11 protein-coding genes and 1 tRNA gene are annotated in these 11,279 nt (G+C 49.8%); 1 reads left to right on the top strand and 11 read right to left on the bottom strand.

Annotated elements, in window-relative coordinates:
• Nucleotides 1–20: 20 nt before the first annotated feature.
• From LX59_RS03060 to LX59_RS03020, 9 genes are all read right to left on the bottom strand, one after another.
• Nucleotides 21–362, bottom strand: a complete 342-nt coding sequence (locus LX59_RS03060) for a hypothetical protein (RefSeq protein ID WP_144570382.1) — start codon at nt 360–362, stop codon at nt 21–23.
• Nucleotide 363: 1 nt separating this feature from the next.
• Nucleotides 364–669 (bottom strand): integration host factor subunit alpha, encoded by a 306-nt coding sequence (ihfA, locus tag LX59_RS03055; RefSeq protein WP_144570381.1) that lies wholly within the window; start codon nt 667–669, stop codon nt 364–366.
• Nucleotides 670–672: 3 nt separating this feature from the next.
• On the bottom strand, nt 673–3,054 hold the full coding sequence (gene pheT, locus LX59_RS03050) for a phenylalanine--tRNA ligase subunit beta (RefSeq protein ID WP_144570380.1): 2,382 nt from the start codon (nt 3,052–3,054) through the stop codon (nt 673–675).
• Nucleotides 3,055–3,088: 34 nt separating this feature from the next.
• Nucleotides 3,089–4,093: a phenylalanine--tRNA ligase subunit alpha gene (gene pheS, locus LX59_RS03045; RefSeq protein WP_144570379.1), complete on the bottom strand. Its 1,005-nt coding sequence runs from the start codon at nt 4,091–4,093 to the stop codon at nt 3,089–3,091.
• Nucleotides 4,094–4,192: 99 nt separating this feature from the next.
• Nucleotides 4,193–4,549, bottom strand: a complete 357-nt coding sequence (rplT, locus tag LX59_RS03040) for a 50S ribosomal protein L20 (RefSeq protein ID WP_144570378.1) — start codon at nt 4,547–4,549, stop codon at nt 4,193–4,195.
• A gap of 24 nt (nt 4,550–4,573) precedes the next feature.
• Entirely contained in the window at nt 4,574–4,768 is a 195-nt protein-coding gene (gene rpmI, locus LX59_RS03035) for a 50S ribosomal protein L35 (RefSeq protein WP_144570377.1), read from the bottom strand.
• Nucleotides 4,769–4,830: 62 nt separating this feature from the next.
• Nucleotides 4,831–5,364 (bottom strand): translation initiation factor IF-3, encoded by a 534-nt coding sequence (infC, locus tag LX59_RS03030; RefSeq protein ID WP_144570376.1) that lies wholly within the window; start codon nt 5,362–5,364, stop codon nt 4,831–4,833.
• Nucleotides 5,365–5,382: 18 nt separating this feature from the next.
• The gene (thrS, locus tag LX59_RS03025; RefSeq protein ID WP_144570375.1) at nt 5,383–7,308 is read right to left on the bottom strand and encodes a threonine--tRNA ligase; all 1,926 of its coding nucleotides are present in this window, start codon (nt 7,306–7,308) and stop codon (nt 5,383–5,385) included.
• Between the two features lie 298 nt (nt 7,309–7,606).
• Nucleotides 7,607–7,683 (bottom strand) — tRNA-Val (locus LX59_RS03020).
• 129 nt (nt 7,684–7,812) lie between these two features.
• Here LX59_RS03020 and LX59_RS03015 point away from each other — a divergent pair.
• Complete coding sequence (locus LX59_RS03015; protein ID WP_144570374.1) at nt 7,813–9,099, top strand: NAD(P)/FAD-dependent oxidoreductase; 1,287 nt, start codon at nt 7,813–7,815, stop codon at nt 9,097–9,099.
• A gap of 52 nt (nt 9,100–9,151) precedes the next feature.
• Here LX59_RS03015 and LX59_RS03010 read toward each other — a convergent pair whose 3' ends face one another.
• Entirely contained in the window at nt 9,152–10,828 is a 1,677-nt protein-coding gene (locus tag LX59_RS03010; RefSeq protein WP_144570373.1) for a cation acetate symporter, read from the bottom strand.
• Entirely contained in the window at nt 10,825–11,142 is a 318-nt protein-coding gene (locus tag LX59_RS03005) for a DUF485 domain-containing protein (RefSeq protein ID WP_144570372.1), read from the bottom strand. Before LX59_RS03005 ends, LX59_RS03010 begins: the two co-directional genes overlap by 4 nt.
• Nucleotides 11,143–11,279 lie beyond the last annotated feature (137 nt).

The raw sequence follows: 11,279 nt of genomic DNA, 5'->3' as shown, positions 1-11,279 counted from the left end.
ATGAGTTCCTTTAGAAAACTTTACTCAGGGATAGACGCTGATTTAGAAATCACGGGCATGGCTAAGTATTGATGTAAGTCTTCCAACTCCAGAATAAGCTGTTGAATGAGCAGAGGATTCCTTAGTGTCTTGGGCTCCAACTCCACCATCGGTTGGTGCGACACAGATAGCCTAGAGAAGGTATGCAACGAAGCCTGAATACCCTCGGCGATGGGAGCCTTCTGTGGCCGATAAGGGGAAGACTCAATTAACGAGTATGTGGTGAGTTGTGGCTGATCCCATAAACGCAGCAGATAGGGCATGACCGCAGGGTTACTGAGGTCAGCATCCTTAGGCAAACTCTGAGAAAGCATGTAGGGCATATTAGGACTTATCAGGCTGCGTATGAGCCTCAACCCGTGCTTTAAGCTTCTGGCCCGGACGGAAAGTGACTACCCGCCGCGCGCTGATTGGAATTTCTTCCCCCGTTTTAGGATTACGCCCTGGCCGTTGGCGCTTATCGCGCAGGTCAAAATTGCCAAAACCAGACAACTTGACCTGCTCATTGTGCTCCAGAGCCTGACGAATTTCTTCAAAAAACAGTTCGACTAGATCTTTGGCCTCTTTCTTACTCAAGCCAAGCTCAGTGTTTAGACGTTCTGCTAGTTCCGCTTTCGTCAAAGCTCCCATGCTTTAGATCCTTAAAGTGGCCCCAAATTGTTCCGTTACTAATCCTAGAATGTCTTGCATACAGGCTGCAATTTCTTCGTCGTTCAGGGTGCGGGACGGGTGTTGCCAGGTCAAGCCAAGCGCTAAACTTTTTTGACCCGGCTCGATTCCTTTACCTTGGTAAACATCGAACAGACGCAATGCAGTTAAGTATTCACCGGCAACTGAACGCACCTGCTCTAACAAAGCACCTGCTGCAACCTGCTCATCCACGACTAAAGCCAAATCGCGCCGCACTTCAGGGAAACGCGATAACTCTTTATAACGAGGCAAGGTGCCTTGCTCTAAAACTGCCAGCTCTAACTCAAAGACATAAACAGGCTGGTCAATCCCCAAGGTTTTTAGCAGTTCAGGATGCAGTGCGCCTAAGTAGCCCATTAATTGATCGCCACGCCACCATTGAGCAGACTGCCCCGGATGCAATGCCGGATGGGAAGCCGCAACACAGCAAAATGCATCCAAAGATCCAGTTAAACTTAGGATGCTTTCCACATCCGCTTTAAGATCGTAAAAATCCACAGCATCTTTAGCATTGGCCCAAGATTCTGGTAAGCGGCTGCCGGTAATCAAGCCGGCCAGCATAGACTCCTGTTTGAGATCACCCAACTGACCTTTAAAGCGCAATCCGGTTTCAAACAAACGTACCCGGGATTGCTGACGGTTTAAGTTGTGCTGCAAGGCTTTAACCAATCCCGGCCACAGGGAAGAGCGCATGGCCGCCAAATCCGCTGAAATGGGGTTAGCCAATACCAACGGTGATTGCTCTGGCTCAAATAACGCGAACAACTTTTGGTCAATGAAACTGTAGGTAATAGCTTCTTGATAACCTCTAGCCACCAGACGGCGACGAATATCTGATACCTTGACACGAGCCTCTGTTTTGGCGGTGGGTGCTAGACGGGCTTGCGGATAACGGATGGGCAGACGGTCGTAATCGTACAGGCGGCCCAGCTCCTCAATCAGATCCTCTTCGATGCTGATGTCAAAGCGATGCGAGGGCACGGAGATCAACCATTGCCCTTGAGTTTGGAGCGTAACGCCAAGACCTAAGCCCGTTAATAGCTGCTCAACCACTGAAGACTCTAGGTGCAAGCCCAAAACCTGATTAATGCGTTCGCTACGCAACACAACCGGCTCAACCTTGGGTAGAGAAGCATCACTAACCTGCTCTACAATCGGGCCGGGCTCAGCCTTGAGTAGTTCGACCATCAGAGCGGTGGCGCGCTCCATCGCGTGACGCGCCAGTTGAAAATCCACGCCACGCTCAAAACGATGCGAAGAGTCTGTGTGCAATCCGTAAGAGCGCGCTTTGCCCGCAATGGCTACCGGATCAAAGAAGGCACTTTCTAACAATACATCACGGGTTTTACTGGACACACCCGAGTGCTCTCCACCCATCACACCCGCAATAGCCAAAGCCCGCTGATGGTCAGCAATGACCAGAGTATCGGAGCGCAGTTTAATTTCTTGGCCATCTAAAAGACGCAGTGGCTCGCCTTCCTCGGCTAAACGAACACGGATGCCAGCCTGAATTTCAGCCAGATCAAAGGCATGCATCGGCTGCCCCAATTCCAGCATCACGTAGTTGGTAATGTCCACTACAGCATCAATGCTGCGCACCCCTGAGCGACTGAGGCGCTCTTTCATCCAGTTGGGCGTGGCAATGGAAAGATCCACATTGCGCACAACACGCCCTAAATAACGGGGACAGGCTTCAGGGTTAAGTACCTCAACCGCACACACCTGATCATGGGTAGCCGGCACAGGCTCAAGGCTGACAGGCGTCCAAGGTACCGAATATAAAGCACCCACTTCACGAGCTAATCCGGTCAAGGACAGACAATCACCCCGGTTAGGGGTCAGGCTTAATTCAATGCTGACATCATCTAAATTTAAATACGAGCGCAGATCCTGCCCTACAGGAGCCTCATTCGGCAGCTCTAATAGGCCATCGCCATAGTCACCAACTAGCTGGAGTTCAGAGGCAGCACACAGCATGCCTTGAGACTCGACGCCGCGCAGTTTGGCGGGCTTAATCTTAAAGTCACCGGGTAAATTCGCGCCTAACTGGGCCAAAGGCACCTTTAAACCGGCTCGAACATTGGGAGCACCGCAGACGATCTGCAGGGTCTGCACCGCATTGGATACTTGGCAAACGCGCAGTTTATCGGCATCAGGGTGAGGCTCAACAGAAAGCACTTCAGCCACTACTACGCCACTAAAGGCGCCAGCAACTGGAGTAACCTCTTCTACTTCCAAACCCGCCATAGAAAGACGGGCGACTAGCTCATCACGGGAAACGGGCGGATTAACCAGAGTCCGCAACCATTGCTCACTGAATTTCATCCAGCTCTCCTAGAAATTAACGAGGCTTAAAGGGTTAGCGGAACTGCTCAAGGAAGCGCAGATCATTATCAAAAAACACCCGCAGATCGCTCACGCCATAGCGCAGCATGGTCAGGCGCTCTACCCCCATACCAAATGCAAAACCTCGATAACGCTCAGGATCAATTCCCGCCATACGCAATACATTAGGGTGCACCATACCGCAGCCTAATACCTCCAACCATTCGGCCCGCTCTTCCCCATTGCGTGTTACCACGCGGCGAATATCCACCTCTGCGGAAGGCTCAGTAAAGGGGAAGAAGGAAGGACGGAAACGTACCTCTAAATCAGCCTCAAAGAAGGCCTGTAAGAAGGCTTGAATGGTACCTTTCAGATCTGCAAAGCTGACTTCTTCGTCAATCAATAGCCCTTCTACCTGATGGAACATCGGGGAGTGGGTTTGATCCGAGTCACAGCGATAAACCCGCCCCGGACAAATAATACGGATGGGCGGCTGCTGGGTTTCCATCGTGCGAATTTGTACCGAGGAAGTATGGGTACGCAGCAGCATCTGAGTATTAAAGTAGAAGGTATCATGCATCGCCCGCGCTGGGTGATGATCGGGAATATTGAGTGCGCCAAAGTTGTGGTAGTCATCCTCAACTTCTGGGCCTTCAGCTACCGAATAACCAATAGCTCCAAAGATTTGCTCAATACGCTCCAAAGTACGGGTAATAGGATGCAAACCTCCCGTTTGCTGCCCACGTCCCGAGAGGGTGACATCAATGCGCTCAGCCTCTAAACGAGCGCTTAAGGCTTGCTGTTCCAGCAATTGCTTGCGTGTATTCAGCGCTTCTTGTACCTGCTCCTTGGCTTGGTTGACCAAGGCTCCAACCTTGGGACGATCCTCCGCAGACAGGCCTGCTAGACTTTTCATCACTAAAGTCAGCTCGCCCTTTTTCCCAAGGTACTGCACCCGGAGCTGCTCCAAGGCGTTAATGTCGTCAGTGTGCTGCACAGCCTCTAACGCTTGAGAGACCAGCGCATCCAGGTGTTCCATGAGGGTACTCCAGATACAAAATAGGGGAAGAGCACAGGCTCTTCCCCTATTGAATGGGCTTTACTACCAGGCACTAACCCAGCAGTTTATTGGGAAGACTCAGGCTAGAACAGCCTTGGCTTTCTCAACAATGGCAGCAAAGGCCAGTTTTTCGTTAACAGCCAGATCAGCCAATACCTTACGGTCGATTTCAATGGCTGCTTTTTTCAAACCGGCGATAAAACGGCTGTAGGACAGGCCATTGAGACGCGCACCGGCGTTGATACGAGCAATCCACAGGGCACGGAACTGACGCTTCCGCTGACGACGGTCACGATAAGCATATTGACCGGCCTTGATAACGGCCTGTTTAGCTACGCGGAATACGCGAGAACGCGCACCGTAGTAACCTTTAGCCAACTTCAGAATTTTTTTATGACGACGACGGGCAATAACGCCACGCTTAACACGAGCCATGAACTTCTTCCTCTAAAAACCAGATTAAGCCAGACGTAACATACGCTCAACTTTGGCCACATCCGAAGGATGTACCAGAGTGCAGCCGCGCAGCTGACGCTTACGTTTGGTGCTCATTTTGGTCAAGATGTGGCTCTTGAACGCGTGCTTGTGCTTAAAGCCAGACGCTGTCTTCTTAAAGCGCTTGGCTGCACCACTTTTAGTTTTCATTTTTGGCATGTTCGGATACTCCGCATTTAAGAACAAAACATAACCATAGGGCCTGCCACTGCCCTAGGGGGTTATTTGCGTTTTTTAGGAGCTAAAACCATCATCAACTGACGGCCTTCTAGCTTAGGTTGCTGCTCTACTGTGCCGAACTCGGCCAGATCGGCTTCAACCCGCTTTAACAGCTCCAAACCCAACTCTTGGTGGGCCATTTCACGGCCTCGGAATCTTAAAGACACCTTAGCCCTATCCCCTTCGTTCAGGAAGCGGATCAGACTACGCAGTTTAACCTGATAGTCACCCTCTTCCGTACCGGGGCGAAATTTGATTTCTTTTACTTGAACCTGTTTTTGGTTCTTTTTGGCCGCAGCCACCTGTTTCTTTTTCTCAAACAGGTGCTTGCCATAATCCATGATTCGGCAGACAGGCGGGACAGCATCAGCAGCAATTTCTACCAAGTCTAACTTGGCTTCCTCTGCGATACGCAGTGCTTCCTCTAGGGCGACGATACCAACTTGTTCGCCATCTGCACCAATCAGCCGAACCTCGCGTGCCGAAATGTTCTCATTAATTGGGGCTTTCGGTTGGGTTCTTTTTTCTTGTCTCATTTCACGCTTAATAGTTAATTACTCCGTTTTTTCTTGCCGCCCGCGTTGAGCTATTGCCTCATTCAGTAGCTGAGTGAAGCGCTCAATTGGCATGGAACCTAGATCCACCCCTTCTCGGGTACGCACAGCGACACTGTCTGTCTCAACTTCCCGATCTCCAATAACCAAAAGATAGGGAACCTTGAGCAAAGTATACTCGCGAATTTTAAAGCCGATTTTTTCGTTTCTCAAGTCAGCCTTAACGCGGAATCCTTGTTGATTTAGCTTTTGCTCTAATTTGAGTGCAAAATCCGCCTGCTTATCGGTGATGTTCATAATCACTGCTTGCTGCGGTGCTAACCAAGCGGGGAATGATCCCTCGTAGTGTTCAATCAGGATACCAATAAAGCGCTCAAAGGAGCCTAAGATAGCCCGGTGCAACATGACAGGATTTTTACGGCCGTTATCTTCGCTAACGTACTCTGCACCCAAACGAATGGGCAAGTTGAAGTCTAGCTGTAAGGTACCACACTGCCAAACACGACCTAAGCAATCTTTGAGAGAAAACTCAATTTTCGGGCCATAAAATGCACCCTCACCCGGCTGCAAGTCATAGGGTAAACCAGCCGCATCCAAAGCAGCGGCTAGGGCCGCTTCAGCACGATCCCAAAGATCATCAGAGCCTACACGCTTTTCAGGACGGGTTGAAAGTTTTAGCTGAATATCTTCAAAGCCAAAGTCCGCATACACCTGACGGGTTAGACGGATAAAGTCCGCAGACTCGCTTTGCATCTGCTCTTCGGTACAGAAGATATGAGCATCGTCCTGAGTAAAACCGCGCACCCGCATGATGCCATGCAAAGCACCGGAAGGTTCATTACGATGACAAGCACCAAACTCGGCTAAACGCAGGGGCAACTCGCGGTAACTTTTAAGCCCCTGATTATATACTTGCACATGGCAAGGACAATTCATGGGCTTAATAGCGTAATCACGGCTTTCCGACTCAGTGGTGAACATATTCTCCGCGTAGTTCGCCCAGTGCCCTGATTTTTCCCACAGCACGCGGTCTACTACTTGGGGTGTACGGATCTCTTGGTAGCCATGCTCGCGCTGTACTTGGCGCATGTGCTGTTCCAACACCTGATAAATCGTCCAGCCATTAGGGTGCCAAAACACCATGCCCGGAGCTTCCTCTTGGGTGTGAAACAGGTCTAAACGTTTACCGATCTTGCGGTGGTCGCGTTTTTCAGCCTCTTCTATACGCTTAACGTAAGCGGCCAATTGCTTTTTATCGGCCCAAGCCGTTCCGTAAACGCGCTGCAATTGCTCGTTTTTAGAATCTCCGCGCCAGTAAGCGCCTGATAACTTGGTCAGCTTAAAGGACTTGAGAAAGCGCGTATTCGGAACGTGCGGGCCACGGCACATATCCACGTATTCTTCGTGGAAATACAGACCCATCGCCTGCTCGTCGGGCATATCCTCGATAAGGCGCAACTTATAGTCTTCACCCCGCGCTTTAAATACTTCGATCACATCAGCCCGAGGAGTCATTTTTTTAATGACATCGTAGTCCCTATCGATCAGCTCTTTCATACGCTGCTCGATGGCGGCGAGATCTTCTGGAGTAAAGGGGCGATCGGTCGCTATGTCGTAGTAAAACCCTTCATCAATCACCGGCCCAATCACCATTTTGGCGCTCGGATAGAGTTGCTTCACCGCATGTCCTACCAAGTGCGCACAGGAATGGCGAATAATCTCTAAGCCTTCATCATCTTTGGGGGTGATGATCTGTAGCGTCGCATCCTGCTCAATCAGATCACAGGCATCCATCAAGCGTCCGTTAACCCGACCGGCTAACGTGGACTTAGCCAATCCGGGGCCAATGGATTGTGCAACTTCAAGAATAGATACCGATTGCTCGAATGAGCGTTGACTGCCATCGGGAAGAGTAATAATGGGCATGGCGCCTCCTCTCCTAGTGGTGACCCCTACCAAAGGCCACATGGGTGGGATTAAGCCAGTAAGCGACCTCTATCCTGCTACCTTACTCTGGTAGCAATTTTGGATATACGAGCCACAATCACTGGAACACTAAAAATTTACATCAAAAAAACCATAAAGCCGGAGAAGTCTAGCATCAGCGCAAGATTCAAGTCACTGAGTATCCAATCTTCTCCTGCCCGTTTTGGGAACAAAAAAGCCCGCATTAGGCGGGCTTTTTATAACGGCTTGCAGTTTTAAGCATCTACAAACCTTTGTTTGGTAGGCACAATTGGACTCGAACCAACGACCCCCACCATGTCAAGGTGGTGCTCTAACCAACTGAGCTATGTGCCTTCAATGGCGCGCCATTCTATGGAAAATAAGTTCAGAGTCAAGAACTTTCACCCACAGTAGACCGATATCTTCTGTAATACAGACTAAGGCATGCTCTTTTTTCGACTTTGAACAACTCTAGGAATTTTTATGACTGAGACTACCTATCCAAACTCCTACTATGTAGCGAGCGCCCAGCCTGCACCTAATCGCCCTAGTCTTTCAGAACACATAGAAACAGACGTATGTGTCATAGGAGCAGGTTATACCGGGCTTTCTACAGCACTGTTTCTTGCTGAAGCAGGATACCGAGTTGTGGTGTTGGAAGCCATCAAAGTAGGCTTTGGAGCCTCAGGACGCAACGGTGGGCAAATCGTTAACAGCTACAGCCGTGACCTTGATACGGTGGAGCAATCCACCACCACCCAAGCAGCTCAACTTATTGGGGCTATGGCCTTTGAAGGCAGCCAAATTATTCGGGAACGGGTTAGCCGCTATCAAATCGACTGTAACCTACACAATGGTGGCATTTTTGCAGCTTTTACCCCTAAACAAATGCGCCATTTAGCGCAACAAAAAACGCTCTGGCAGCGTTACGGATACCAACAACTTGAATTATTAGACCACCAGGAACTACAAAAATATGTGGGTAGCACCCGCTACATCGGTGGAATGCTGGATCATATGGGAGGCCATATCCATCCATTGAACCTTGCTTTGGGCGAAGCCTCAGCCTTTGAATCACTGGGTGGAACCATTTACGAGCAGACTCCAGCCTTACGCATTGATCGCACGCCTCAACCGATTGTCTATACACCCCAAGGGCAGGTGCGGTGCAAATTTCTGGTTATTGCCGGTAATGCTTACTTAGACACGGGATTAGCTCCTGAATTGGCTGCTAAATCCATGCCCTGCGGCAGTCAAGTGATAACGACAGAACCGCTTTCCCCTGAGCTCGCCCGAAGTCTATTACCGCAAAACCACTGCGTTGAGGACTGTAACTATTTACTGGATTACTACCGTTTATCTGCAGATCGTCGCCTGATTTATGGGGGTGGAGTGACCTATGGCGCTCGCGATCCGGGAGATATCCAAAACATCATTCGCCCTAAGATGCTGAAAACCTTCCCACAACTGGCTCAGGTCAAGATTGACTATGCTTGGACAGGCAATTTCTTACTCACCCTATCTCGCTTACCCCAAGTGGGCCGTCTCACCGATAACATCTATTACGCTCAAGGTTGTAGCGGGCATGGCGTAACCTATACCCATCTGGCCGGAAAAATACTGGCCGAAGCTATTCAGGGGCAGGCAGAACGTTTTGATGCTTTTGCCAGCCTTCCCCATTACCCATTTCCCGGGGGCCACTACCTACGCACTCCATTAACCGCACTAGGGGCACTGTACTACAGCTTACGGGATCGGATCGGATTTTAACGACCACAAAAAAAGGCAGCCCGAAGGCTGCCTTTTTTATTACAACTCAGTATTAGTGAGCCGAAGCACCAGCAGCACCCAAACCAGTTTGCGAACGTACAAACTGAGGGATGAACTTGGCACGAGCCTCTTGAGCAGCTTTGGACTTATCGGTGATCGAGAAGAACCAGATACCTACGAAGGCTGTTGTTACAGAGAAGAGCGCTGGGTATTTCCAGGGGAAGATAGCGCTGGTATTACCCAGTACATCAACCCAAACCGTTGGGCTCAGAATGGTCAGCACAAGTGCTGTAAGCAGGCCCAAGGCACCACCGATCAGAGCACCACGGGTAGTCAGATCTTTCCAGTACATAGACAGCAGTAACACAGGGAAGTTACAGCTAGCAGCGATGGAGAAGGCCAGACCTACCATGAAGGCAATGTTTTGTTTCTCGAAGATGATACCCAGCAGGATAGCAACTACGCCCAGAGCCAAGGTAGTGATCTTGGTTACGCGCATGGCATCATCTTCAGTCGCACGACCACCATCTTTGGTGTAGCCACCTTTAATTACGCAAGCGTACAGGTCATGGGACACCGCAGAAGCACCGGCCAGAGTCAAACCAGCTACTACGGCCAGAATGGTGGCAAAGGCAACCGCAGAGATAAAGCCAAGGAACACGTTACCACCCACAGCACTCGCTAGGTGGACAGCAACCATGTTAGTGCCACCTACAATGGCACCGGCAGCATCTTTGAACTCAGGATTAGTCATAACCAGCAAGATAGCGCCGAAACCAATCACAAAAGTTAGGATGTAGAAGTAACCGATAAAGCCTGTAGCGTAGAACACGCTCTTACGGGCTTCACGAGCATCCGCAACGGTGAAGAAGCGCATCAAAATGTGTGGTAAGCCAGCGGTACCAAACATCAGAGCCATACCCAAGGAGATGGCAGAGATAGGGTCAGAAACCAGTCCACCAGGAGCCATGATTGCATCATGTTTTGGATGGATAGCAATGGCATCGGAGAACATTTTGACAACGTCAAAATTCACAGACTTCAGAACCATAAAGGCCATGAAGCTGGCACCTGACAACAGCAGAACAGCTTTGATGATCTGCACCCAAGTAGTGGCTAGCATGCCACCAAAGAATACATAAACAATCATCAACACGCCGACTAGAACCACGGCAACCATGTAATCCAAACCAAACAGCAGTTGGATCAGTTTACCGGCACCCACCATCTGAGCGATCAGGTAGAAAGCCACCACCACCAAGGAACCAAACGCCGACAACAGACGAATCTCAGTCTGTCCTAAGCGATAGGAAGCCACATCGGAGAAGGTAAACTTACCCAAGTTACGCAGACGTTCGGCAATGATGAACAGAATCAGCGGCCAACCAACCAAGAAGCCGATGGAGTAGATCAAGCCATCATAACCACTGCTATATACCAGTGCAGAAATTCCCAAGAAGGAGGCTGCGGACATATAGTCACCCGCAATCGCCAAACCATTTTGGAAACCGGTAATACCACCGCCTGCCGTGTAGTAGTCAGAGGTAGAAGTGTTCCGCTTAGCGGCCCACTTGGTAATCCCCATAGTACCTACGATAAAGGCTAGGAACATCAGAATGGCCGTCCAGTTGGTGGCCTGCTTCTGTACCTCACCCGTCATAGCCTCCCCTGCTAAAAGCGCAGAAGATGCTGCTAATAACGCTGTCGCTAATACCGCACGCGCAATCATTTCTGCACCTCGCTCAAAACTTCCTTGGTCAAGTTATCAAACTCGCCATTAGCACGCAGGGTATATACGCCTGTCAGCAAGAAGGAGAGCAGAATAATACCGACCCCCATAGGAATACCCCAGGTAATGGGAGATCCTTCAACCACAGGTATTCCAAGCAGTTTTGGGTCAAATGCGATCAGCAGAATAAACGCAAAATACGCACCCAGAATAATTACTGATAATAAGTTGGCAAAGCCACTTTTCTTAGCAACTAATTCCTTAAAGCGCGGATCTTCATAAATCCTTTGGATGTCGTCGTTAGTTTCTTGCATATTTTTTTTATCCTAAGCTATGGCGGAGCCGATTTAACTCTAATCTGGCCTAGTACTGAAGCCAATCGACAAAAGTATTAATCCAGACCAAGGTATAGCCTTTGAAATCTTAGAAAGCCAATGTTTTTAGGACTTAA

Source organism: Azomonas agilis (genome assembly GCF_007830255.1).
Classification (GTDB): Bacteria; Pseudomonadota; Gammaproteobacteria; order Pseudomonadales; family Pseudomonadaceae; genus Azomonas; species Azomonas agilis.
The sequence above is the reverse complement of the archived record's forward strand: the minus strand, read 5'-3'. Positions and strand labels throughout refer to the sequence as shown.

Excerpts from the sequence above, each read along its gene's own strand:
- LX59_RS03060 (WP_144570382.1), bottom strand. The coding sequence starts at position 362 with ATGCCCTACATGCTTTCTCAGAGTTTGCCTAAGGATGCTGACCTCAGT.
- ihfA (WP_144570381.1), bottom strand. The coding sequence starts at position 669 with ATGGGAGCTTTGACGAAAGCGGAACTAGCAGAACGTCTAAACACTGAG.
- pheT (WP_144570380.1), bottom strand. The coding sequence starts at position 3,054 with ATGAAATTCAGTGAGCAATGGTTGCGGACTCTGGTTAATCCGCCCGTT.
- pheS (WP_144570379.1), bottom strand. The coding sequence starts at position 4,093 with ATGGAACACCTGGATGCGCTGGTCTCTCAAGCGTTAGAGGCTGTGCAG.
- rplT (WP_144570378.1), bottom strand. The coding sequence starts at position 4,549 with ATGGCTCGTGTTAAGCGTGGCGTTATTGCCCGTCGTCGTCATAAAAAA.
- rpmI (WP_144570377.1), bottom strand. The coding sequence starts at position 4,768 with ATGCCAAAAATGAAAACTAAAAGTGGTGCAGCCAAGCGCTTTAAGAAG.
- infC (WP_144570376.1), bottom strand. The coding sequence starts at position 5,364 with ATGAGACAAGAAAAAAGAACCCAACCGAAAGCCCCAATTAATGAGAAC.
- thrS (WP_144570375.1), bottom strand. The coding sequence starts at position 7,308 with ATGCCCATTATTACTCTTCCCGATGGCAGTCAACGCTCATTCGAGCAA.
- LX59_RS03015 (WP_144570374.1), top strand. The coding sequence starts at position 7,813 with ATGACTGAGACTACCTATCCAAACTCCTACTATGTAGCGAGCGCCCAG.
- LX59_RS03010 (WP_144570373.1), bottom strand. The coding sequence starts at position 10,828 with ATGATTGCGCGTGCGGTATTAGCGACAGCGTTATTAGCAGCATCTTCT.
- LX59_RS03005 (WP_144570372.1), bottom strand. The coding sequence starts at position 11,142 with ATGCAAGAAACTAACGACGACATCCAAAGGATTTATGAAGATCCGCGC.